At 71.2% G+C, this 22,200-nt stretch carries 19 protein-coding genes and 1 pseudogene; 11 read left to right on the top strand and 9 right to left on the bottom strand.

Features of this window, described 5'->3' with window-relative positions:
- Window positions 1-57: 57 nt before the first annotated feature.
- Window positions 58-2,193, bottom strand: a complete 2,136-nt coding sequence (locus QE388_RS03940) for an intein-containing Rv2578c family radical SAM protein (RefSeq protein ID WP_307383093.1) — start codon at window positions 2,191-2,193, stop codon at window positions 58-60.
- 197 nt (window positions 2,194-2,390) lie between these two features.
- On the opposite strand from QE388_RS03940, the gene QE388_RS03935 reads away from it, so the two are divergent.
- On the top strand, window positions 2,391-3,017 hold the full coding sequence (locus QE388_RS03935) for a hypothetical protein (RefSeq protein WP_307383091.1): 627 nt from the start codon (window positions 2,391-2,393) through the stop codon (window positions 3,015-3,017).
- Between the two features lie 90 nt (window positions 3,018-3,107).
- Here QE388_RS03935 and QE388_RS03930 read toward each other — a convergent pair whose 3' ends face one another.
- Window positions 3,108-4,538 (bottom strand): ATP-binding protein, encoded by a 1,431-nt coding sequence (locus QE388_RS03930; RefSeq protein WP_307383089.1) that lies wholly within the window; start codon window positions 4,536-4,538, stop codon window positions 3,108-3,110.
- Window positions 4,539-4,673: 135 nt separating this feature from the next.
- On the opposite strand from QE388_RS03930, the gene QE388_RS03925 reads away from it, so the two are divergent.
- The gene (locus QE388_RS03925) at window positions 4,674-5,810 is read left to right on the top strand and encodes a M15 family metallopeptidase (RefSeq protein WP_307383088.1); all 1,137 of its coding nucleotides are present in this window, start codon (window positions 4,674-4,676) and stop codon (window positions 5,808-5,810) included.
- A gap of 77 nt (window positions 5,811-5,887) precedes the next feature.
- Here QE388_RS03925 and QE388_RS03920 read toward each other — a convergent pair whose 3' ends face one another.
- The 6 genes and pseudogenes from QE388_RS03920 to QE388_RS03895 form a co-directional block, all read right to left on the bottom strand.
- Entirely contained in the window at window positions 5,888-7,126 is a 1,239-nt protein-coding gene (locus tag QE388_RS03920) for an LCP family protein (protein ID WP_275796316.1), read from the bottom strand.
- A 64-nt stretch (window positions 7,127-7,190) separates the two neighbouring features.
- Window positions 7,191-7,982: an energy-coupling factor transporter transmembrane protein EcfT gene (locus QE388_RS03915; protein ID WP_307383085.1), complete on the bottom strand. Its 792-nt coding sequence runs from the start codon at window positions 7,980-7,982 to the stop codon at window positions 7,191-7,193.
- Window positions 7,979-9,755 (bottom strand): annotated as a pseudogene (locus tag QE388_RS03910) (ABC transporter ATP-binding protein). The gene QE388_RS03915 and the pseudogene QE388_RS03910 overlap by 4 nt, the downstream one beginning before the upstream one ends.
- Before the next feature lie 64 nt (window positions 9,756-9,819).
- The gene (locus tag QE388_RS03905; RefSeq protein WP_275796322.1) at window positions 9,820-10,377 is read right to left on the bottom strand and encodes an ECF transporter S component; all 558 of its coding nucleotides are present in this window, start codon (window positions 10,375-10,377) and stop codon (window positions 9,820-9,822) included.
- A gap of 175 nt (window positions 10,378-10,552) precedes the next feature.
- The gene (locus QE388_RS03900; RefSeq protein WP_307383083.1) at window positions 10,553-11,572 is read right to left on the bottom strand and encodes a pirin family protein; all 1,020 of its coding nucleotides are present in this window, start codon (window positions 11,570-11,572) and stop codon (window positions 10,553-10,555) included.
- Window positions 11,569-11,907 carry a GNAT family N-acetyltransferase gene (locus QE388_RS03895; protein ID WP_307383081.1) on the bottom strand — a complete coding sequence of 113 codons (339 nt, stop codon included), beginning with the start codon at window positions 11,905-11,907 and terminating at the stop codon, window positions 11,569-11,571. The genes QE388_RS03900 and QE388_RS03895 overlap by 4 nt, the downstream gene beginning before the upstream one ends.
- A 47-nt stretch (window positions 11,908-11,954) precedes the next feature.
- Between QE388_RS03895 and QE388_RS03890 the strand changes: the two genes are divergently transcribed.
- Genes QE388_RS03890 through QE388_RS03870 form a run of 5 tightly spaced genes read left to right on the top strand, consistent with a single transcriptional unit; the run spans window position 11,955 to window position 16,838 of the window.
- Window positions 11,955-12,446 (top strand): hypothetical protein, encoded by a 492-nt coding sequence (locus QE388_RS03890; RefSeq protein WP_307383079.1) that lies wholly within the window; start codon window positions 11,955-11,957, stop codon window positions 12,444-12,446.
- Window positions 12,443-14,707 carry a carbon starvation CstA family protein gene (locus tag QE388_RS03885; protein ID WP_307383076.1) on the top strand — a complete coding sequence of 755 codons (2,265 nt, stop codon included), beginning with the start codon at window positions 12,443-12,445 and terminating at the stop codon, window positions 14,705-14,707. Before QE388_RS03890 ends, QE388_RS03885 begins: the two co-directional genes overlap by 4 nt.
- A gap of 7 nt (window positions 14,708-14,714) precedes the next feature.
- Window positions 14,715-14,951, top strand: coding sequence for a YbdD/YjiX family protein (locus QE388_RS03880; RefSeq protein WP_275800565.1), 237 nt, complete (start codon window positions 14,715-14,717; stop codon window positions 14,949-14,951).
- Window positions 14,952-14,964: 13 nt separating this feature from the next.
- Entirely contained in the window at window positions 14,965-16,137 is a 1,173-nt protein-coding gene (locus QE388_RS03875; protein ID WP_307383073.1) for a sensor histidine kinase, read from the top strand.
- Complete coding sequence (locus QE388_RS03870) at window positions 16,134-16,838, top strand: LytTR family DNA-binding domain-containing protein (protein WP_307383071.1); 705 nt, start codon at window positions 16,134-16,136, stop codon at window positions 16,836-16,838. Before QE388_RS03875 ends, QE388_RS03870 begins: the two co-directional genes overlap by 4 nt.
- Window positions 16,839-16,947: 109 nt before the next feature.
- On the opposite strand, the gene QE388_RS03865 is transcribed toward QE388_RS03870, so the two are convergent.
- Window positions 16,948-17,463 (bottom strand): CGNR zinc finger domain-containing protein, encoded by a 516-nt coding sequence (locus QE388_RS03865; protein WP_307383069.1) that lies wholly within the window; start codon window positions 17,461-17,463, stop codon window positions 16,948-16,950.
- A gap of 25 nt (window positions 17,464-17,488) precedes the next feature.
- On the opposite strand from QE388_RS03865, the gene QE388_RS03860 reads away from it, so the two are divergent.
- The 4 genes from QE388_RS03860 (at window position 17,489) to recQ (ending at window position 21,677) form a co-directional block, all read left to right on the top strand.
- Window positions 17,489-17,680 carry a hypothetical protein gene (locus tag QE388_RS03860; protein ID WP_307383067.1) on the top strand — a complete coding sequence of 64 codons (192 nt, stop codon included), beginning with the start codon at window positions 17,489-17,491 and terminating at the stop codon, window positions 17,678-17,680.
- 54 nt (window positions 17,681-17,734) lie between these two features.
- A complete protein-coding gene (locus tag QE388_RS03855) occupies window positions 17,735-18,127 on the top strand; it encodes a heavy metal transporter (RefSeq protein WP_307383065.1) in 393 nt (130 codons plus the stop codon).
- Window positions 18,124-19,578 (top strand): cation acetate symporter, encoded by a 1,455-nt coding sequence (locus QE388_RS03850; protein ID WP_307383063.1) that lies wholly within the window; start codon window positions 18,124-18,126, stop codon window positions 19,576-19,578. Before QE388_RS03855 ends, QE388_RS03850 begins: the two co-directional genes overlap by 4 nt.
- A 65-nt stretch (window positions 19,579-19,643) precedes the next feature.
- Entirely contained in the window at window positions 19,644-21,677 is a 2,034-nt protein-coding gene (recQ, locus tag QE388_RS03845) for a DNA helicase RecQ (RefSeq protein WP_307383061.1), read from the top strand.
- Window positions 21,678-22,200: the final 523 nt, after the last annotated feature.

The raw sequence follows: 22,200 nt of genomic DNA, 5'->3' as shown, positions 1-22,200 counted from the left end.
CCGAGACCCCCGTCGCTCTCCGCGGCGGGGGTCTCGTGCGTTCGGAGTCCCGCGCGCTCAGAACAGCGTCGGCTCGCTCGCGGGGGCGACACGGGGTCTCACGGATGCCGAGCCCCCGGTGCCGCGCACCGGCCCGAGGCTGCTGGTCGTCGGCGTGCGCGCGGCGAGTCCTGGTTGCGGTCGCCCGCGGGGGTGGTCGTCTTCGTCCCAGCCGTCGAGGCGGTGCATCCGCAGGAGCGGGCGCATGCGCTTGCCGAGCCATGTGCGGTAGGCCTTGGGGGCCGAGACCGAGACCCCTGGGTAGAGCCCTCGGTACGACGACACGAGGTGCGGATGCTCGCGTTCGAGCCACTGGAGGAACCATTGCTTGGCGCCGGGGCGGAGGTGCAGGGCTCCGTAGACCACGCGCGCGGCACCGGCCGCCCGGATGCGGGCCAGTGCGTCGTCGAGCACGTCGATCGAGTCGGTGAGGTGCGGCAGGATCGGCATCAGGAACACGGTGACGCGGAAGCCCGCCGCGGTCGCCGCGCGCACGGTCTCGAGTCGCGCCTCAGCGCTGGGGGTTCCGGGTTCGATCGACCCCTGCAGGTGGTCGTCGAAGACGGCGATAGACATCGCGAGAGACACCTTCACCTGTCGGGCGGCGTCCGACAGGAGCGGCAGATCGCGCCGCAGTAACGTGCCCTTGGTGAGGATCGAGAACGGGGTCCGGTTCTCGGTGAGGGCGCCGATGATCTCGGGCATGAGGCGATAGCGGCCCTCGGCGCGCTGGTACGGGTCGGTGTTCGTGCCGAGCATGACCGGCTCGCGGGTCCACGATCCCCGGCGCAACTCGGTGCGCAGCACGTCGGCGACATTGACCTTCACGACGATCTGCGAGTCGAAGTCGCTGCCGTAATCGAGGTCGAGGTACTCGTGCGTCTTGCGGGCGAAGCAGTTGTGGCTGACGACGCCGTTCGCGATGAAGTCGCCCGTCCCGGTCGTGATGTCGATCATGTCGATCTCGTGCCCGAGGTCGTCGATCGAGGTGATCCGGAGGTTTGAACTGGTCTTGACGGCCCCGCCGATCAGATCGAGCTTGCGGGTGATGGCGGGCCGGGCGATGCCGAAGAACCGATCGCGCGCTGCGTGACCGCCTCTCAGTCGGATGCTCGTGACGCCATTGGGACGAAGCGGCTCCCTCACCGCGTCGAAATCGAATGCGCGCATCCCCTCGTCGATGAGGTCGAGAACCTCCGCATCGGCGTTCGAGATGCGGAGGATGCCTCGGGAGTGCGAGCCCTCGGCGTCGAAGATCCCGCCGAGAAACCCGGCCAGCCACTCCGTCGAACGGTCCTGCGGGATCGCGATGAAATTTTCGAGGCGTGCGATGGCTTCGCGTCGGGCGGTGTGCAGTGCCGTCATGGGTCGTCGACCGTGGGGGACGACGAACGGTCGCACCGACGTGGGCACCTCGATCTCGTCGAGGAGGACGCGAGTGAGTTCGAGCGCCTCGCGGTCGACCAGTGCGAGCCGGAATCGATGGATGTGGCGCACTCGACGGCCGTCGTCATAACTCTTGTGAAACAGCATTCCGTCGCCACGGACCATGCCCGTGAGATAGCCGCGCCTCCAGTCCGCGCCCTCGGTCGGAGCGCCCGCACGGGCTCCCGTGCCGAACCCCTGGAGTCGGTTCATCGCGGTGAGATGCGGACGCTGGTCGCGTCCGCTCATCGCCCCCGTCACATGCTTCCATCCGCGATTGCTGAGGAACCGGTGGTCGCCGCTCGCGACGATCTCGGTACCGTCCGCGAGGGTCACCCGGTGCGCGCGCTTGCGCGTCGACCACTTCGCCAGAACGGTCGTGCGGACGTAGTGACGGTACGTCGGTCCTTGTTCTGTTCCGATGATCTCGTCGCCGACGCGAAGCTCGGACAGCGGGACGTGGCGGCCGTCGGCGCGGAGGATCAGCGTTTCGGGGGACAGACAGTAAGCGCATGCGTGCGTGCAGCCCCGATACGGGTTCACCGTCCAGTCGAACGGCATCGCCGAGACGCCGGGCACGCGGTTCAGTGCGCTTTTGCAGAGCACCTCGTGAAAGGTCATCCCCGCGAACTCCGGCGTGGTCACCGAGCGGACGAGTCCGTCCATCCGCTCCATGCCGGGCAGCGCGGCGGTATCGTCGACGCCCAGTTGCTGCCCCTGCCACCTCATAAAAGCAGTCGAACACAGATTCGAATGATGCGCAAGGTGAAAGCGTCGCGTATCGAACATATGCGACGACCCGTCCGCCGTTCGCAGGGTTAGAGTGAGAGCACGCCCATGCGGCGGACCGGCGGAAGGGCGGGCCTGTGAGCTCAGGTGTCAGGGGTGAGCGACTGCTCGCTCGGTCGGGGCGGCGGCTCGAGCCCTTGCATCCGCAATTCGTCAGCGAGCACCCCACCGCGGCCGGGTGGATCTGGGTCGGCGCGATGGCTGTGCTGATCGTCGTGTGCAACATCTTCGACCTCCCCCACGGTCTCCGCCTGGTGATCTCGGCGAGCCTCGTCCTGCCGTCGCTGCTCGCCACCCTCCTCGTGCTCTCGCAGACGCCGCGCACCCACCTCGAATACGAGGAGTCGATCCTCGGACACTTCGCGTCTCGATTCGTCGGGCTGATGAGCGCGGTCGTGCTGTGGATGGGGTCGGTCGTGGTCGGTGCCGCCGTCGCCGTCCAGCTGACCGCCGACGCGGGACCCGATCCCGACGTCGCGTGGGACGAGGCGGCGGGCATCTTCGCGACGATCGTCCCCACCGTGATCGTGATCCTGTGGGCCGCGCTCGTTTTGCGATGCGTAAGCTACCTCGCGCGCCTGCGCGGGTGGGCGGCGGTCCCGTCGTCGCACCGCATCCCCGACCGCATGCTCGCCGAGGTGCCGCGGACGCGCCGCGTCGTCATCGGTCTCGCCCACCCGGGTCTGCTGCTGGTCTCCGGGCTCTTCACGGTCGTCGTCGGCTTCGGTTACGCCGGTCGGATCGCCCTCGACTTCATCTCCTGATCCGCCGCGGCTCCGCGCGACCGTCCGGGTCCACGCACCCCGGGGTCCGTGGCACGGCTCCGCGCACCGCCCGGGTCCGTGCACCCCCACTCAGGGGTGGTACGAGGCTCCGTGGTGGAACTCCGGCGGCTCGGTCGCGTCGTCGCCACCGATCCGCGCCCCGAGCAGCAGTCGCGTGAGAGCGGCGCCCGACGACAGCAGATCGTCCAGGGCCGTCTCCAGGTCGGCGTCGGTGACCGCGGTGCCGTCCCCGCGGACCGCGGCGAGGAGGACCGTGCGGCGGATCAGCTCTTTCGCGAACGACCCCGTCGTTCCCTCGGCGCGGGCGGCGGCGGCATCCAGTGCTCCATCCGACAGCGGCAGGTCGGCGGCGTAACGGCGGAAGAGCCGGCGTCGGGAATCCGGTCCCGGCAGGGGGATCTCGACGCCGAGGTCGACGCGACCCGGCCGGGCGGCCAGCGCCTCTTCGAGGATGTGCACGTGGTTCGTCGTCATGACGAACGCGACGTCGGCATCCCCCTCGAGGCCGTCCAGCGCGTCGAGTACCTCGAAGAGAATCGGTTGCGGCGAGTATCCGCGGTCGGCGGCGACGAGGTCGATGTCCTCCAGCACGACGAGTGACGGCGGGAAGGTCCGGGCGATCTCGGCGGCGGCAGCGATGAAACGGATGCTCGACCCGGTGAGGACGACGGCCGTCGTCTCGGGGGTCCGCGTCAGGAGATGCCGAACGGTCAGGGTCTTGCCGGTCCCCGGCGGGCCGTAGAGGAGCACACCGCGCTTGAGGTGCTGTCCGGCCGCGCGAAGGGCCTCGCGGTGCTCGCCGACGCCGACCACGTGCTCGACGACCCGCTCGAGCACCCCCTCCTCGAGCACGATGTCGTCGGCGCGGACGTCGGGACGCTCGAGGAACGTCGCGCCCGCGTCGTGGCCGTACTCCGTCGGCACGAACGACAGCACGCGCCCCTTCAGGACGCTGCGTTCGACCATCAGGCGCCGCAGCTCGGCGATGAGAGAGGTCGCGGCATCCTGATCGGGACTCAGCACCTCGAGACGGGCCGTCTGCTCACCGTGGCGGGGTGAGGCACCGCGTTGCACGACCACGATCGGGTGTCCCGCGAACGACAGCAGCCGAACGCCGAAGGCCACCACGCGACGCTCGGTGTGCGGTCCGGTCGCCCGCATCTCGTACGACACCGGCCCGGGGGCGAAGCGGGTGTGCGCGTTGGCGATCAGGTCGGCGACGGAAGAGTGCAGACGCTGCTCTCCGCCGGTGACGCCCAGGAGGGTCCCACCGCCCGCGGTCGTCAGCTCGTCGAGGGCGATGTCGGCGTCGACCAGCCGGTGGGGCGGGACGGTCTCGGTCAGGACGGGCACGGACGCGGCGTCCACGCCCAAGTGCTCGCTGAGCGCGACACCCAGGGGCGTGCGTTCACCGGCGGCTTCGGTGGCGGCGAGTCGTTCGACGTGTTTCAGGTAGCTGCGCACAGCGCGCATGAGGTCGCGATCGTCGTCGTCGAGCATGGGTGCTCCTCTTCCTCGGATCGGGACACGGTCTTCCCAGCGTGCCCCCGACCTCGTCGGGTCGCAACCGAGGATTCACCGAGTGCGCCCCCGCCCGGGTCGACCCGGGCGAGCGCTCGGGAGACAATGGGGTGAATGAACTCCTCCGATCCGACGTTCCCGACCCGTCGCGCCGCGCGCGCGGAGGCCGAGCGTCGGGCGACGGCGGCCATCCCGATCGCCGAGGCCGACTCCGGCCCCCGCCGGTCCACCTTCGAGGAGCACGTCCCCTCCGACCAGCCCCTCACGCGACGTGCGCGGCGTGAAGAAGAGAGCCCGCGCACGGCCCTCGGCGCACTCCTTCTGCGTCGACGTCTCGCGGTCGCGGCCGCGGGGATCGTCGTCGTCGCGGCGTGCGCGGTCGCGATCGGTGCCGCCGCCACCGGAGGACGACAGGATGCCGCGGGTCCGGCCAACGCCGCCGGGGCCGACGCGGTGGCCGTGGTGCAGGGACCCCCGGCCGTTCCCGCCGAGGGGCTGCCGGTCCCCACCCTCGCCGCCGCCCCCGCGGCCGCGACGCCCTGCGACAACCCCGCATTCACCGCCGCTCTCGCCGCGAAGGACGACGGAGCGGCGATCGCCGCGGCCGGTGGGGGAGCGAAGTTCCGTGACGCCGTGGCATCCGGGATCGCCCCGTGCGTCTCGCTGAGCGATCCGACGCATCAGTGGGTCGTGGTCAACAAGCAGCGGCCCTACGACCCCGTCGACTGGCGTCCCGACGACCTCGTCATGCCCGACGGCGTGCGGGCGCTGGAGCAGAGCGCGATGCGCTCGTCGGCGGCGAAAGCGTTGTCGTCACTCGTGCGCGCAGCCGACGATGCGGGTGCGGGTGAGATCGGATACCTGAGCGCCTTCCGCTCGTACGCGACGCAGCAAGAGACCTACGCCGGTCGCGTCGCGGTGGGCGGCGTCGAGGCGGCCGACCGCGAGAGCGCGCGCGCGGGGTACAGCGAACACCAGTCCGGAATGGCCGTCGACATCGTGCCGTGCAGCGGTTCGTGCGGGTCGCTCGACGACATCGCCGGCTCGTCGCAGGGCGCGTGGGTGCGCGATCACGCGTGGGAGTACGGCTTCATCGTCCGCTACGTGGACGGGCAGGAGAGCGTGTCGGGCTACGAGCCCGAGGCCTGGCACCTGCGGTACATCGGGCCCGACCTCGCCCAGGCGTACCACGACGGCGGGTACTCGACCCTCGAGGCCTTCTTCAACCTCCCGGCCGCGCCGACGTACTGACGGCTGCGGCTCGCGGCGTCCGAGTGGCGCGCGTGGCGCCTGCCCGCGCGTGAAACCGACCCGCGTGCGCTCGCGCGTCAGTTCACGACGCCGTTGCTGCAGGTCTGCTGCGCCGCACTCGAGCCGGTGATCGATTCGGGCAGGGCGACGGACCCGGTGGCCGGGTCGACGGTGCCCGGCTCGACCTCGGGAGCGTCGGTCGGCGCCGCGGTCTCGCCGGGCGCGGGCTCCGCGACGACGCCGTCGTTCGCGCCCACCGCGCCGGTGACCTCGATCCCCTGGTTCGCCGAGAGCGCGTCCCACAGCACCTGCGCCGCGGCGTAGTTCGGCTCGACCCGGTTCGCGTCGGAACTCGCCGTCACCGTCGGGTACTGCACGAACACGATGTCCTCGAACGGCACGTCCTTGACCGCGGACGCGATCTGGACGAGCGTGAGCGGATTGGTGAGGCTCTGCGTGGGCGTGACGTTGCGCAGTCCCGTGGATGCCAGACGGAACACCGTCGCGGGGTTGGAGAGCACCTCTTCGCTGACGAGCTTGCGTGCCAGGCGCGACATGTACTGCTGCTGGTTGCTGATGCGCGCGAGGTCGCTGCCGCCGACGCCGTAGCGCGTCCGGAGGAACTGCAACGCCTCGTAACCCTGGATCGTGCGGGGGCCGGCGGGCCAGTCGATCGCCGTGTTCTCGTCGCGCATGGGGCTCGCGAGACAGATCTCGACACCGCCGATCGCGTTCGTGATCTCGATCACGCCGCCGAAGGTCACCATCGCGCCGAACTGCACCTGCTGCCCACTCATGTCGGACACCGCGGTCATGACGCACGACAGCCCGCCGTACGAGGAGATCTCGTTGATCTGCACGGGTCCACCGCCCCAGCGACCTCCGTCGGGGGTGTCGCACGCCGGGGCCTCGAAGAGCAGGTCGCGCGGGAACGACACGACGGTCACCCGGCGTGGGGCGTCGGAGATGTGCAGCAGGATGTTGACGTCGTTCAGCTGGCCCTCGGCATCCGGACCTTCGCACCGCTCGCCGAACAGGGCCTTCAGCTGCTCCTCGCACGCGTCGATGCCGACGACCATCATGTTCACGCCGCCCTCGAGCTGCCCGAGGTCGGGCGGGATGGCGGGCTGGTTCTCGACCACGACCGCCTCGGCGACGTACTCCGAGGTCAGATCGACCGCGGTATACGCCGTGACGCCGGCGACCGCGACGAGCACGACCGTGGCCGCGACGGCAAGCAGCTTGACCAGCTGCGTGAACGGGTGAGGGGAGCGCAGACGAGCGTGTTGCGCGACGGTGCGACGGCGCCGGGGCATGGCTTCTCCTGAGGTTTCCCCGAGTCTAGGGGGACGGATGCCGCGGCTTTGGCGCGCGAAACGCTCAGAACGGACGCACGACGACGAAGACCGCGGCCGACACCGCCCAGCAGAGCGCGACGAACACCGTGTCTCGTCGGCGCCACGGGACCCGGTGGCGCTCGGTGCGGTCGGGGTGGGCGCCGAAGGCGCGGGCGTCCATCGCGAGCGCGACGCGTTCGGCGTGCCGGATCGCCCCGGCGAGGAGCGGGACGACGTATCCCGCCCACCGTGCGGGTGCAGACAGCACCCCGCCGCGCGCGCCCCGGACGCGGTGCGCCTGCCGGATAACCGCGAGCTCGTGCCCGAAACGCGGGACGAACCGGATCGCTGCGAGGGCCGCGTAGCCGACCCGGTACGGCACGCGGAGCTGCTGGACGAGCGCGCGGACCAGGTCGGAGCCCTCGGTCGTGAGCCCGCCGATGAAAGCGAGGGCCATGATCGCCGCGAGACGCAGTCCCGTGGCGAGGCCGATGGCCAGCGCGCCTTCCGTGATCGCCCACGCGCCGAGGCGGAGGACTTCGCTCGTGCCCTCGACGCGCGCGGGGTCGACCCACAGCGCGAACCCGACGGCGACGACGACGGTCGCGGCCGGGATCACGGCGATCAGGATGCCGATCACCCGCCGGGTGAGACGAGCGCCGAGCAGCAGCACGACGTACGCGAGAGCGAGGAACACGAGCGGACTCGCGAGGTCGCGGACGAAGACGAGGGCGATCATCGCGGGCAGGGGCCCGGCGAACTTCGCGAGCGGATTCAGCACGGCGAGGCCGCGTCGCTCCTCTGCGCGAGCGGCGACCTCCGCGACCGCGGTCATCCCGCACCGCCGGGGAGGTCGCGCAGACGGGTGATCGCCGCGAGTTCGGGATGGCTTTCCAGTCCGGCGAACGCCTCGCGCAGCGGCGGGGGCCGGAGCCCCGCGTGCGCGAGGAGCGCGTCGTCCGCGAAGACATGTGCGGTGGGGCCGTCCGCCACGATGCGCCCGCCGTCGACGACGATCAGCCGGTCGGCGTGCTCGGCGACCACCTGCATGTCGTGCGTCACCACGATGATCGTCGTGCCTTCCTCGCGCAGGTCGTCGAGGAGCGCGAGCAGTTCGTCGGCGCGGGCGCGGTCCTGCCCGAACGTCGGTTCGTCGAGCACGAGCAGCCGCGCACCGCCGACGAGCGCCGTCCCGACCGACAGCCGTCGCTTCTGGCCGCCGGAGAGGAGGAAGGGATGGATGCCGGCCTTGTCGGCCAGACCGAAGCGGACGAGCAGGTCGTCGGTGCGCCGGCGCACCTCGGCGTCGTCGAGGCGGCGACCGTCGAGACGCTGCGCCCGCAGGCCGTGCGCGATCTCGTCGAACACCGTCGTCGCGATGAACTGGTGCTCGGGGTTCTGGAAGACGAACCCCACGTGCCGCGACAGGGTGCGCGCGTCGACGCGGCGCACGTCGAGTCCGTCGACCCGTACGGTCCCGCGCGGGGGACGCAGGACGCCCGCGATCGCCTGGGCCAGCGTCGTCTTGCCCGCGCCGTTCGCGCCGACCACGGCGACGAACTCGCCCGTCGTCACTTCGAGGTCGACCCCGTGGAGCACGGGCGTGCGCCCGCGCGAGAGTCGCAGCCCCTCGACGCGCACCAGGACGTCGCCGCGGCGCGGTTGCGGCTGAGGAGCGTCTGCCGAGCCCGCTGCGGGCGCGGCAGACCCTGCCGGGGCGTCGTCGAGCGCCGCGCGCAGTTCGGCCGGTGTGAGCGGCAGCCGGTCGAAACGGTGGCCGCTCTTTTCGAGGCGGAGCGCCGCGAGGGTCGCGGTGGGGAGCCACACGCCGAGCGCGTGAAGATCGGCGGCGCGGTCGCGCAGGATCGCGTCGACCGGGCCGTCGGCGACGAGGCATCCGGTTTCGTCCAACACGACGACGCGGTCGACGAGTTCGACCGCCGCATCGAGGTTGTGCTCGACGAGGACGATGGCCCGATCGCCCGCGGCGACCACGTCGCGCAGCGCCGAATACACGTCGTCGACGCCGGCCGGGTCGAGGTTGGCCGTGGGCTCGTCGAGCACGAGGAGCGGCGATCCCATCGCGAGGGCGCACGCGATCGCGAGGCGTTGCCGCCCGCCGCCGGAGAGCACGTCCGGTGACTCGCGGCGCCGGTGCCAGAGTCCCATCCGCCGCAGGGCCGCCTCGGCGCGCGCGAGCACCTCGTCGACGGGGGAGGCGTAGGTTTTCCGGGCCGAAGGCGACCTCGTCGAGCAGCGTCCCGGTGATCAGCTGAGCGTCCGGGTCTTGGAAGACCATGCCCACCGTGGTGGCGAGCTCGGCGACCGTCGCGGTCGCGGCATCCTGTCCCGCCACCCGCACCGTGCCCTCGACCGTCGCCGGGACCGCGTGCGGGACGAGGCCGTTCATCGCGAGGGCGAGCGTCGACTTGCCCGAGCCGCTCGGACCGAGAAGAAGCACGACCTCGCCGGGTCGCACGTCGAGACTCACGGCGGAGGGCGTCGCGCGCGGGGCGTCGAGGTGCGTGATCGTCACGTCGCGCAGGCTCAGCAGTGCCGCCGTGTCCGCCGCGGCGGAGGCGACGACGGGGTGGGGGCGAGTGGTCACGGGCGAGTCCTCGGAAGCGCGTACGCCCCCCAACTTAGTGCACCCTAACTCGGGTGGTTCGCGCTCATCTCGGCGTCGAGAGACCGCGCGCCACGCCCGCGCCGCGCAGTCCCGAGCCGATGGCCAGGCCCACGGCCGTCCACGCCACCGGACCCAGGATGCTGATCGCCACCGCCGCGACCCGCGCGATCGGGGCGAGGCTCGCGATGTCGCCCGCGAACCACACCGGGACGGCGATCACGACGCCGACGATGACCGCCGAGATGAAGAAGCGGGCCGCGGCCCACACGCGGTAACGGGTGAGGGCCGCCACGCCCTCCTGGATTCCGCCGATCAGGATCGCGGTGCCCAGGAAGCGGAAGGTCCACTGCGGCGCCATCGCGCTCGCGACGAGGGCGGCGAGCACGTGGGTGACGAGCGCGACCCAGGGGCGGCGGATGACCTGCTGCGCGATGATCCCGGGCAGAACATGCGAGCCCAGCACCAGCCCGTAGGCCCACGGTGCCGCGGCGAGGACCGCGAGGGTCAGCCATCCGGCCGCTCCGCCGAGGATGCCCGTCCCCACCCCGATGGCCGCGCAGACGAGCAGCACGCGGGTCGAGAGAACGGATGCCGAGGCCATGGGGCCAGCGTATCGGCGGTCACGCGGCGTCGGTGCTCGCGTCTCTCGACGTCGAGTGTCCAAGAAACCCGGAAAGGACGCGCCCGATTCCCGGGTTTCTTGGACACTCGACAGGCGTGCGCACCGCTGGGCGGGGCGGTGGCGCGGGGCGCCGAGGGTGGCTCGGGCGGGCGGGTCAGCGCCGCCGACGCGGCGTCAGGCGCACCGCCGGGAGCGGCGGAGCGGGGATGCGCTCGGGGCCGTGGTCGACGACCTGCCCGAAGCGCGGGGCACGCGCCTCCCAGGCTTCGCGCGCCTCGACGATCTCGTCGTGCGAACGACCGACGAAGTTCCACCACATGACGATGTCCGCCTCGAACGGCTCGCCGCCGAGCAGGAAGACCCGAGCGCCGTCCGCGCTGACGACGTCGACGTGGTCCCGTCCCGTGCCGAGGTAGAGCAGGCGGGATCCGTCGACGGATGCCGTGCCGTCGTCCCTCGCCGAGGGGGAAGAGCGCCGTGCGGCGTCGGCGTCGACGGCATCCATTCCCGTCTCGACATCCGCGATGCCGATCATTCCGTAGAGTCCATGCTCCCAGTCGGGTCGGAGAGGGATGCGCACTCTCACGCCGGCCGGGAGGCGCAGTTCAGCGCCGACGATCGGCGTGTGCACGGTCGCGGGGGAGGTCACCGTGCCCAGCTCGCCCATGACGACGACCGCGTCCGCGCCGTCGCCGAGATCGAGGACGGGGAGATCCTCGTGCCGCTCGAAAGCAGGAGCTCCGTGACGGCGCGACTCGGGGAGCGCGACCCACAGCTGCAGGGCGTCCAGCGGGATCGCCTCGTCGCCCACCGAGTACTCCGAGTGTGCGATGCCCTCACCGCTGGTCATGAGGTTGAGCGCACCCGGGCGCACCACGACGTCGCTGCCCACGGCATCCCGATGACGCACCTCGCCGATGATCGGCCAGGTTACGGTCTGCAGGCCGATGTGCGGGTGCGGCTCGACGCGCATGAGTGTCTCCTGCGGACCGAATCGGTCGAGGAAGCACCAGGCGCCGACCATCGGCAACGCGCGGTGCGGGAGCGTGCGGTGCACCTCCATGGCGCGCACGCCGCCCAGCGGAACCTCGCGCGCCTCGATCATGAGGGCGCGAGGCCCGTCGCACTCGACGGGGCCTTCGGATGCCTCTGGCGCGACGTCGAGTCGGGTCATGCCGGTTCGCTGGGGTCGGCCGAATCGGCCGCGTCGGTGTCGTGCGGCCACTCGATGATGAGGCCGGGAACGTCGTGCTCGCGGAGGTAGTGCGCCACGAACGGGCACGAGGGGATGACGCTGTCGCCGCGGCGGGCGAGATCGCCCAAGGCTTCGCTTGCGAGCGTCGAGCCGAGGCCGCGTCCCTTGAACGCGGAATCGACCTCGGTGTGCGGAAGGACGACGCGGCCCTCGCCCGCGGGACGGAACTCGAGGAACCCGCCCAGCTCCTCGCCCACGTGGATCTCGTAGCGGTGGGTGTCGTCGTTGCGGGTCACGGTCAGTGCGTCGGTCATGGCGCCTCCTGTCGTCGGTCTCTCCAGCAACGTACGGGGGCCTCGCCGTGTTCCGCACCCCCTCGGCAAACGTCGAGGTCGGTTCCGGTCCCTTCGACAGGCTCAGGGACCTCGCGCGGCTGGGTGTGGCGGAGGTGGCTGAGCGTGTCGAAGCCTCCGGTCCCTTCGACAGGCTCAGGGACCTCGGGTGGCGGGGTGTGGCGGAGGTGGCTGAGCGTGTCGAAGCCCCCGGTCCCTTCGACAGGCTCAGGGACCTCGCGTGGCTGGGTGGGGCGGAGGTGGCTGAGCTTGTCGAAGCCCCCGGTCCCTTCGACAGGCTCAGGGACCTCGCGTGGCTGGGTGGGGCGGAGGTGGCTGAGCTTGTCGAAGCCTCCGGTCCCTCCAGCGAGCCCGGACAGTCGCAGGGTGAGAACCCCGCCCTGCCGCTCACCGCACCGTTCACGCCGCTCACCGCACGATCGGCGGATGCCACGGCCTCGGGCGCGCGGCATCCGGTTCACTATGCGAGTCCGCAACGCCGCGAGCAGGAGACAACATGAGCGCTTCCGTCGACGACGATGTCGTCACCGACCCGACCCTTCCCCCGGTCGCCGTCCCTCCCGACAAGCTCCGGAGCAGATGGACCCCCGCGAAGATCGCGCTGTGGGTCGGCATCGCGCTGCTGGGCGGCCTCGCTTGGACGATGCTCGCGATCGTGCGCGGAGAGACGGTGAACGCGATCTGGTTCGTGTTCGCCGCCGTCTGCACGTACCTCATCGGCTATCGCTTCTACTCGAAGGTGATCGAGCGCTACATCACGCGCCCGGACGACCGTCGAGCGACCCCCGCCGAGCGCAAGCAGGACGGCAAGGACTACGTCCCCACCGATCGCCGTGTGCTCTACGGCCACCACTTCGCCGCGATCGCCGGCGCCGGTCCCCTGGTCGGGCCCGTGCTCGCCGCGCAGATGGGCTACCTCCCCGGCACGATCTGGATCATCGTCGGCGTGATCCTCGCCGGCGCGGTGCAGGACTACCTCGTCCTCTTCTTCTCGATGCGCCGGGGCGGCCGCACGATCGGGCAGATGGCGCGAGACGAGCTGGGCAAGATCGGCGGCACCGCCGCGATCCTCGCGAGCTTGCTGATCATGCTGATCATCGTCGCGATCCTCGCGCTCGTCGTCGTCAACGCGCTCGGCGAGAGCCCGTGGGGCGTCTTCAGCGTCTCGATGACGATCCCGATCGCGCTGTTCATGGGTCTCTACCTGCGTTACATCCGCCCGGGTCGCATCACCGAGATCTCGATCATCGGTTTCGTCCTGCTGATCGGGGCGATCATCGCCGGCGGCTGGGTCGCCTCGACCGAGTGGGGATACGCCGCCTTCCACCTTGACCGCTCCGTCATCGCCTGGGGCATCATCATCTACGGCTTCGTCGCGGCGGTGCTGCCGGTGTGGCTGCTCCTCGCTCCCCGTGACTACCTCTCGACCTTCATGAAGGTCGGCGTCATCGTGATGCTGGCGGGGGCGATCGTGCTCGTGCGCCCCGAGATCTCGGTGCCCGCGTTCAGCGAGTTCGCCGGCGGACAGACTGGACCGGTGTTCAGCGGCCCCATCTTCCCGTTCCTCTTCGTCACGATCGCGTGCGGCGCGTTGAGTGGATTCCACGCGCTCATCGCCTCGGGAACGACGCCCAAGCTCGTCGAGAAGGAGCGTCAGACGCGCTTCATCGGCTACGGCGGCATGCTCATGGAGTCGTTCGTCGCGATCATGGCGCTCGTCGCCGCCCTCTCGATCGACCGCGGCATCTACTTCGCGATGAACGCCTCGCCGGCGGCCACCCTGGGCACGGTCGAAGGTGCCGTCGCGTTCGTGAACGGGCTGGGGCTCGCGGGCGTCAATCTGACGCCCGACATGCTCACGACCACGGCCGCGGCCGTCGGTGAGACCTCGATCGTCTCGCGCACCGGCGGCGCCCCGACCCTCGCGCTCGGCCTCGCGCACATCATGCAGCAGGCCCTCGGCGGTCAGGCGATGATGGCGTTCTGGTACCACTTCGCCATCATGTTCGAGGCCCTGTTCATCCTCACGGCGGTGGATGCCGGAACCCGCGTCGCCCGCTTCATGCTCCAGGACTCGATCGGCACCGTCCTCCCGAAGTTCAAGGATCTGTCGTGGCGCCCCGGCGTCTGGATCTGCACGGCGGTCATGGTCGCGGGATGGGGATCGATCCTGATCCTCGGTGTCACCGATCCGCTCGGCGGCATCAACACGTTCTTCCCGCTGTTCGGCATCGCCAACCAGCTGCTCGCGGCGATCGCGCTCGCCGTGGTGCTCGCGATCGTCGCGAAGCGCGGCCGGTCTTACTTCCGCTGGCTGTGGATCGTCGCCCTGCCCCTGGCTTTCGCCGCGGTCGTCACGATCACGGCGTCGATGTACAAGATCTTCTCGCCGGTTCCGGCGGTGGGGTACTGGGCGAACCACTTCGCGTTCCGCGACGCGCTGGCCGCGGGCAAGACCGAGTTCGGCACCGCGAAGACGGTCGCGGCGATGGAAGCGGTCGTGCGCAACACGTTCGTGCAGGGCGTGCTGTCGGTGATCTTCGTCACGCTCGCGATCGTCGTGATCGTCATGGCCGTCATCGTGACGATCAAGGCCCTGCGGAACGGCGGCGGTGCCGACCTCGAGGACGCCCCCGTGGCATCCCGTCGCTTCGCCCCCGCCGGCTTCCTCGCCACGAAGCCCGAGCGCGAGATCGAGAAGGAGTGGGAAGCCCTGCCGGCCGACCACCCCGACCGTCCGACCGCGTCGGCGCACCACTGAGGTCGTCATGGCTCTGGTGCGCGCGGAATCCGGTTCGGCCCTCGCCCGCGTGGGGGCGCGCCTCGCGCGGCTCGCGCGTGGCATCCGGTGGTACGTGACGACGCTCATGGGCGACCGCGCCTATGACGTGTACGTCGCGCACCACCGGGTGCACCACCCGGGCGAGTCGCCTTTGACCGAACGGCAGTTCTGGCGGCAGCGGGCGGCGGATCAGGATGCCAATCCCGGCGCGCGCTGCTGCTGACTAGGCTGCGACCATGCTCGACGCACCGCTGCTCGCCGGGGCTGCGGGGGTCGTCGTCGGTGCGGCGCTGACCCTCGCGCTCGTCTTCGCGCGCCGCTTCGCGCTCGCGCCGCGCGACCTGGGGAGCGACGCCGAGCGGGCGACGCACCGAACCCTGCACCTCGCCGCCGCAGCGGCATCCGCCCTCCGCGGGGGACGGGAAGAACCGGATGCCGCCCGCGCGGCCAAGCATCTGAGGACGCTCCTCGCCGCCGACGCGGTGGCGATCGTCGACGCGACCGCGGATCGGGTCGCGCTGGACGGCCCTGAGACGCTGACGGCGTCGGCGCGCCGCATCGCTGCGCGCGTGCGCGAGACCGGACGCCGACAGGTGTTCACCGAGAGCGACGGCGATGCCGTGGGGGCGCCGATCGTCGTCGACGGGCGCGTCTGGGGAGCGGTGATCGCCTTCGCGTCGCCCGTGCGCGGACCGCTCGTGCGCGCGACGGGCGACGTCGCCGAGTGGTGCGCGGCGCAGCTCGAGCTGGCGGGTCTCGACGCCTCTCGTGCCGCGCTCGCCGAGGCGGAGCTGCGCGCCCTGCGGGCGCAGATCAGTCCGCACTTCATCTACAACGCGCTCACGGCGATCGCCTCGTTCATCTCGACCGATCCGCCGCGCGCCCGCGACCTCGTGCTCGAGTTCGCCGACTTCACCCGGTACTCGTTCCGCCGTCAGGGGGAGTTCACGACGCTCGCCGAAGAGCTGCGCAGCATCCACTCGTACCTCGAGCTCGAACGCGCCCGGTTCGGCGACCGGCTGTCGGTGCGCCTGCGGATCGCTCCCGAGACCCTCGCGACGGTGATCCCGTTCCTGTCCGTCCAGCCCCTCGTCGAGAACGCCGTGCGGCACGGCCTCGAACCGGGGGAGCGCGGCGGGGTCATCACGGTGACCTCGATCGACGACGGCACGCACACCGAGGTCGTGGTCGACGACGACGGGGTCGGCATGGACCCCGAGGAGCTCGCGACCCTGCTCGACCTCGATGCGACGTCGACCCACGTGGGGCTGCGCAACGTCGATGCGCGACTGCGCCAGCTCTACGGACCCGCCGGCGGTCTCGTGGTCGAGACGAACGTCGGCTCGGGAACGGCCGTGCGCCTGCGGGTGCCGAAGTCGCAGCCGCGACACGAGACGGCGCTGCCGTGAGCGTCGCGGTCCTGGTCGCCGACGACGAGGCGCCGGCGCGCGCCGAACTGGTCGCGCTGCTCTCGGCCGACCCGCGCGTGGCCGAGGTGCACGCGGCGGCGAGCGGGGCCGAGGCGCTGCGCATCCTCGACAGGTTCGACGTCGCGGTGGCGTTCCTCGACATCCACATGCCAGGGCTCTCGGGGTTCGACCTCGCCCGCGGTCTGGCGCGCCTGCGCGAGCGCCCCGCGATCGTCTTCGTCACCGCCGACGATGCCGGGGCCGTCGAGGCGTTCGACGTCGAGGCCGTCGACTTCGTGCTGAAACCCGTCCGTGTCGAACGTCTCTACCGATCGCTCGGGCGCGCCCTCGCGGCGCGCGCGGACGCCAACGCAGACGACGACGAGACGATCGCGGTCAGTATCGGGTCGACGACGCGCCTGGTTCGTCGTGCCGAGATCCGCTGGGTCCAGGCCAGTGGCGACTACTCGCGCCTCTACACCCCGACCTGCGACCACCTGGTGCGCCTGCCGCTGTCCGATCTCGCCGATCGCTGGGCGCACGCCGGCTTCGTCCGCGTGCACCGGTCGTACCTCGTGCACCGGGATGCCATCGTCGAGGTGCGCCTGTCGGGTGCGGCGCCGTCGGTGGTCCTGGCCGAGATCGAGCTCCCGGTCAGTCGGCGGCTCGTCCCGTCGGTGCGCGACGCTCTGTTGCGCTGAGGCGCCCGGCGAGAGCATGTCCCACTTTTCGCGGAGTATGTCCCGAAATGTGCTGCGGGGGACGGTCTCAGGCGGCAAAAAGTGGGACATGCTCTCGCGTGCGCCGGCATCACGCACGCGCGCGATGCCGCCGTACGGCCGCGCGGTTCGCGCAGCGCACCGAGCAGTACCGCTGGCGTCCGTTGCGCGTGACGTCGACGACGACGTTGACGCACGGCTCCGCCTCGCAGCGGCCGAGGCGGTCCTGACCGCGGGTGACGAGGTGCAGCGCGGTGCCGACCGAGATGACCGCGGCGAGCACGCGCGGGAGCGCGTCGTTCTCGTCGCGGTAGTGCAGGTGCCAGCCTTCGCCGTTGTGGTTGGTGAGCCGGGGGTAGGCCGTGACCTCGGCCATCTGGGCGTTGAGTAGAGCGGCGCGGGCGTCCTCATCGGGCTCATCGACGACCCGCAACCACGCGTCGATGACCTCGCGCGTGCGCTCGTGATCGTCGGTGCCGACGGGGAACTCCATCGACATGCCCAGATCCCTCGCCCTCTGCTCCACGCCGTCGCGGTCGGCGGGCCAGTCGTTCGCGAGCGACGCGGCGAGCAGGACCGCGTACTCGCCGTAAGGGTTGAGATGCATAAGGGCATTACAGCACGCTGGCTCCATGAGCGCCCCCGACACCCTCTCGCTTCCCGTCACGGCATCCGTCCACGAACACGCGTGGGTCACCGAATCGGTGCACGCGACGAGTGAGGGGCGCGTGCGCTACGTGCAGTGCACCGGATGCCGCGCCCGTCGCGTCGACCTCGACCCCGCCGCCGCGACGCCCCCGGTCCCGCTGTCCCGCGAGGTGTGAGAACGGGAGGACGCGCGTCGACGCCGACCGCCCCGGATGCCACGATGGGAGGCCATGACCGAAGAGACGCCGCGCCGTCCTCGCGTCCGGGTCACGGCATCCGGATCCGCTCGGATGCCGCGCCCGGCGACGCGCGGCTTCGCGCTGCCGGGACACGCCCCTGACGAGGCCGACGACGTGTTCTCGCGCGGGCTCGTGCGGGCGCAGCTCCGTCTCGCGATCGGCTGCGTCGCCGCGTTCCTCGTCGTCGCGGGGGCATTCGCGGTCGCGATCGCAGCGCTTCCCGCGCTGGGTGACCCGGTGCTGTTCGGCGTGCCGCTGTCGTGGCTCGCGCAGGCGTACGGCTTCTATCCGCTGATCCTCGTCTTCGCGCTCATCTTCGTGCGCGCGGCGGCGCGCAACGAACGGCGCTATCGCCACCTCGCCGACCCCGGATCCGACGCGTGAACCCGGTGTTCGATCTCGCCGCGGTGGGGCTGCTGATCGCCGTCACCGCGGTGCTGGGCTTCTCGGGCGTGCGCCTGTCGCGCACGACGGGTGACTTCTTCGTCGCCTCGCACAGCGTCGGGAGCGTGTGGAACGCCTCGGCGATCAGCGGCGAGTATCTCTCGGCCGGGACGTTCCTGGGGCTCGCGGGCCTCGTGCTGCTCTCGGGCTCCGAGGGGTTCTGGTTCCCGATCGGGTACGCGGCCGGATATCTGCTCGTCCTCCTCTTCGTCGCCGCGCCGCTCCGGCGCAGCGGCGCGTACACGATCCCCGACTTCGTCGAGGCGCGGCTCGAGTCGCGCGCGGCCCGGCGGATCACGAGTGTCGTCGTGCTGATGATCGGCTGGTTGTACATCGTGCCGCAGCTGCACGGGGCGAGCCTCGCCCTCGGCGTCGTGGCCGACGTGCCCCGGTGGACCGGTGCCGTGGTGGTGGCCACCCTCGTCGCCGGGATCGTCGCCGCGGGAGGCATGCGAGCGATCACCGCCGTGCAGGCGTTCCAGTACTGGCTCAAGCTCACCGCGCTGCTCGTGCCCGCGGTCTTCCTCCTCGTCGTGCTGTCGCAGGGCGGGCGCGACCTCGACCCCGCCGCGATCTTCCCCGCCGACTACGGGCCCGGCGCCGTCGACACCTACGCGACGGTGTCGCTGCTGCTCGCCCTCCTGCTCGGGACGATCGGGCTCCCGCACGTGCTCGTGCGCTTCTACACGAGCCCGAACGGCGGGTCGGCCCGACGCACGACCGTCGTCGTCATCGTGCTCATCGGCGCGTTCTACGCCGTGTCGTCGACGATGGGACTCATCGCGCGGGTGGTGGCACCCGATCTGGCGGTGCGCGGTCTCGCCGACACGGTCGTCCTCGCGCTGCCTTCGCGCCTCCTCCCCGGCGTGGTGGGCGAGCTGCTCACGGCGCTCATCGTCGCGGGAGCCTTCGCCGCCTTCCTCGCGACCTCGTCGGGTCTGGTCGTCTCGCTCGCGGGCGTCGTCAGCCAGGACGTGTTCGGCGGCAGCGTCCGTTCGTTCCGTCTGTCGGCGGTGCTGTGCACGGTGGTGCCCCTCGCGGTCGCGTTGCTGACCGAACCCGAGGGTCTCGTGTCGAGCGTCGGCGCGGTGTTCGTGTTCGCGGCATCCACGCTCTCGCCCGTTCTCCTTCTCGGGGTCTGGTGGCCGCGTCTGACGGCGCGGGGCGCGGTCGCGGGCATGGTGGTGGGCGCGGTCGCGTGCGGCGCGGCGTTCGTGGCCGGAGGGATGATCCCGGATGCCGAGGGCTGGGGCGCCGTCCTCGCTCAGCCTGCGGCCTGGACGATCCCGTTGACCACCGCCGTGATCGTGGCGGTGTCGCTGAGCGATCGCGCGGGGGTTCCGTTCCGCGTCGAACGCTACCTGGCACGTCTGCACACCCCGGATTCCTGAGGCTCCCTCCACAGATACCCGGACGGGCCCGCGCGGGTGTCGGTGCCCCGGGTTACCGTGGACGGGTGACTTCTTCCGGCGCCGCCCCCGAGCCCTACGCCGACGCGCCGCCCGAGCCGTTCGGCGGGTACGACGACCCGTACGCCGACGTCGACTGGGACCCCGATCTCTTCGCCCCGCCCGACGATCTCGATGCTCCGCCGCCGCCCGTCGACCCCACCTCCGCCTTCGCGCGCGCCGCGGCCGCGACCGGCACCGCGCGCGAACTCCCGGCGGTGCGCGACTTCACCGGTCGCGACCCGCGCGAGGTCCTTCACGAGGTCTACGGGTACGACGCCTTCCGCGGCGACCAGGCCGACATCGTGCAGCACGTCGTCGACGGGGGAGACGCTGTCGTGCTCATGCCCACCGGCGGAGGCAAGAGCGTCACGTACCAGGTGCCCGCGCTCGTGCGGCCGGGCACCGGACTCGTCGTCAGCCCCCTGATCGCGCTCATGCACGACCAGGTCGAAGCGCTCATCGCCAACGGCGTGCGCGCGGGGTACCTCAACTCGACGCAGGCCCCGGCCGAGCGCCAGGCGGTCGAGCAGGCGTACCTCGCGGGCGAGCTCGACCTGCTCTACGTCGCCCCCGAGCGACTGAACGGCGCTCAGACGCTCGGGTTGCTCTCGCGCGGTCGTCTGAGCGTGATCGCGATCGACGAAGCGCACTGCGTGTCGCAGTGGGGTCACGACTTCCGTCCCGACTACCTCGCGCTCGGCGATCTGGCCGACCGCTTCCCCGGGGTGCCGCGCATGGCGCTCACGGCCACGGCGACCCCGGCCACCGCGCAAGAGATCGTCGAACGGCTGCGGCTGCGCGACGCCCGCGGCTTCGTCGCGAGCTTCGATCGGCCCAACATCCAGTACCGCATCGACGCCAAGGTCGATCCCCGGCGCCAGCTCGTGCAGTTCATCAAGAGTCAGCCCGAGGGCTCTGCGGGCATCGTCTACGCACTGAGCCGCAAGAGCGTCGAGCAGACGGCGACCTATCTCTCGACGCAGGGGCTCGACGCCCTGCCGTATCACGCGGGTCTCGACGCCTCCGTGCGCGCCGCGAACCAGTCCCGGTTCGTGCGCGAAGACGGGGTGATCATGGTCGCCACGATCGCGTTCGGCATGGGCATCGACAAGCCCGACGTGCGCTTCGTCGCCCACATCGACCTGCCCAAGTCGGTCGAGGGCTACTACCAAGAGACCGGCCGCGCCGGCCGCGACGGCGACCCCTCGGTCGTGTGGATGGCCTACGGCCTCGGCGACGTGGTGCAGCAGCGCCGCATGATCGACCAGTCACCGGGCGATCGCTCCTACAAGATGCGACTCGGCCAGCACCTCGACGCCATGCTCGCCCTGTGCGAGACGGTCGGATGCCGCCGCCAGAACCTCCTCGACTACTTCGGGCAGAAGTCCGAACCGTGCGGCAACTGCGACACGTGCCTCACCCCGCCCGACACGTGGGACGGTCTGATCGCCGCGCAGAAGCTGCTGTCGACCATCGTTCGCCTACAGCGCGAGCGCGGTCAGGCGTTCGGAGCGGGGCACCTGATCGACATCCTCCGCGGCGCGAAGACCGAGCGCATCTCCCAGCAGGGGCACGATCGGCTCAGCACCTACGGGCTCGGCGCCGACCTCTCCGATCAGGACTGGCGAAGTGTCATCCGTCAGCTGCTCGCCCGGGGAATCATCGTCGCACAGGGCGACTACGGCACCCTCGCGCTGAGCGAGGCGTCGGCGGGCGTGCTGCGCGGGGAGACCCCGGTGCCGCTCCGCCGCGACGTCCTGGGTCGCAGCGGCGGGGGCTCCTCGCGCCCGCGGACCTCGGGCGCCGACGACGTGGCCCCCGACGACCGCGGCCTCTTCGAGGCCCTGCGCGCGTGGCGCGCCGAGAAGGCCCGCGAACAGGGCGTTCCGGCGTACATCGTCTTCGGCGACGCCACGCTCCGGGCCATCGCCGCTGCGCGCCCCGCGTCGATCGGCGACCTCGACGGCATCACCGGCATCGGCGCCAAGAAGCGCGAGGCGTACGGCGACGGCATCCTGACGGTGGTCGCCGCGAACTGACGCGGTGTTTCCGGTCCCTTCGACGAGCTCGGGGACCTTGTCGTGGGGTGGTCCGACGGGAGGTGGCTGAGCCTGTCGAAGCCACCGCGCGATCGCGCGGTGCCGCGGTGTTTCCGGTCCCTTCGACGAGCTCGGGGACCTTGTCGTGGGGTGGTCCGACGGGAGGTGGCTGAGCCTGTCGAAGCCCACCGCGCGATCGCGCGGTGCCGCGGTGTTTCCGGTCCCTTCGACGAGCTCGGGGACCTTGTCGTGGGGTGGTCCGACGGGAGGTGGCTGAGCCTGTCGAAGCCACCGCGCGATCGCGCGGTGCCGCGGTGTTTCCGGTCCCTTCGACGAGCTCAGGGACCTTGTCGTGGGGTGGTCCGACGGGAGGTGGCTGAGCCTGTCGAAGCCACCGGGCGTTCGCGCCGCGCCCGGCCCACAGCCCCTGCACGGGAATGTTGACCCCCCACAACGACCCCGCCGCCCGTCGCCGGGCGGCATTGTCGACACCGCACACACCGTTTGCCGGTACGTTGTGGGA

The organism is Microbacterium sp. SORGH_AS_0969 (assembly GCF_030818255.1).
GTDB lineage: Bacteria > Actinomycetota > Actinomycetes > Actinomycetales > Microbacteriaceae > Microbacterium.
The sequence above is the reverse complement of the archived record's forward strand: the minus strand, read 5'-3'. Positions and strand labels throughout refer to the sequence as shown.

What these genes read in the sequence shown, in the direction of transcription:
- QE388_RS03940 (WP_307383093.1), bottom strand. Translation starts at nt 2,193, where the DNA reads ATGAGGTGGCAGGGGCAGCAACTGGGCGTCGACGATACCGCCGCGCTG.
- QE388_RS03930 (WP_307383089.1), bottom strand. Translation starts at nt 4,538, where the DNA reads ATGCTCGACGACGACGATCGCGACCTCATGCGCGCTGTGCGCAGCTAC.
- QE388_RS03925 (WP_307383088.1), top strand. Translation starts at nt 4,674, where the DNA reads ATGAACTCCTCCGATCCGACGTTCCCGACCCGTCGCGCCGCGCGCGCG.
- QE388_RS03920 (WP_275796316.1), bottom strand. Translation starts at nt 7,126, where the DNA reads ATGCCCCGGCGCCGTCGCACCGTCGCGCAACACGCTCGTCTGCGCTCC.
- QE388_RS03915 (WP_307383085.1), bottom strand. Translation starts at nt 7,982, where the DNA reads ATGACCGCGGTCGCGGAGGTCGCCGCTCGCGCAGAGGAGCGACGCGGC.
- QE388_RS03905 (WP_275796322.1), bottom strand. Translation starts at nt 10,377, where the DNA reads ATGGCCTCGGCATCCGTTCTCTCGACCCGCGTGCTGCTCGTCTGCGCG.
- QE388_RS03900 (WP_307383083.1), bottom strand. Translation starts at nt 11,572, where the DNA reads ATGACCCGACTCGACGTCGCGCCAGAGGCATCCGAAGGCCCCGTCGAG.
- QE388_RS03895 (WP_307383081.1), bottom strand. Translation starts at nt 11,907, where the DNA reads ATGACCGACGCACTGACCGTGACCCGCAACGACGACACCCACCGCTAC.
- QE388_RS03885 (WP_307383076.1), top strand. Translation starts at nt 12,443, where the DNA reads ATGAGCGCTTCCGTCGACGACGATGTCGTCACCGACCCGACCCTTCCC.
- QE388_RS03880 (WP_275800565.1), top strand. Translation starts at nt 14,715, where the DNA reads ATGGCTCTGGTGCGCGCGGAATCCGGTTCGGCCCTCGCCCGCGTGGGG.
- QE388_RS03875 (WP_307383073.1), top strand. Translation starts at nt 14,965, where the DNA reads ATGCTCGACGCACCGCTGCTCGCCGGGGCTGCGGGGGTCGTCGTCGGT.
- QE388_RS03865 (WP_307383069.1), bottom strand. Translation starts at nt 17,463, where the DNA reads ATGCATCTCAACCCTTACGGCGAGTACGCGGTCCTGCTCGCCGCGTCG.
- QE388_RS03860 (WP_307383067.1), top strand. Translation starts at nt 17,489, where the DNA reads ATGAGCGCCCCCGACACCCTCTCGCTTCCCGTCACGGCATCCGTCCAC.
- QE388_RS03855 (WP_307383065.1), top strand. Translation starts at nt 17,735, where the DNA reads ATGACCGAAGAGACGCCGCGCCGTCCTCGCGTCCGGGTCACGGCATCC.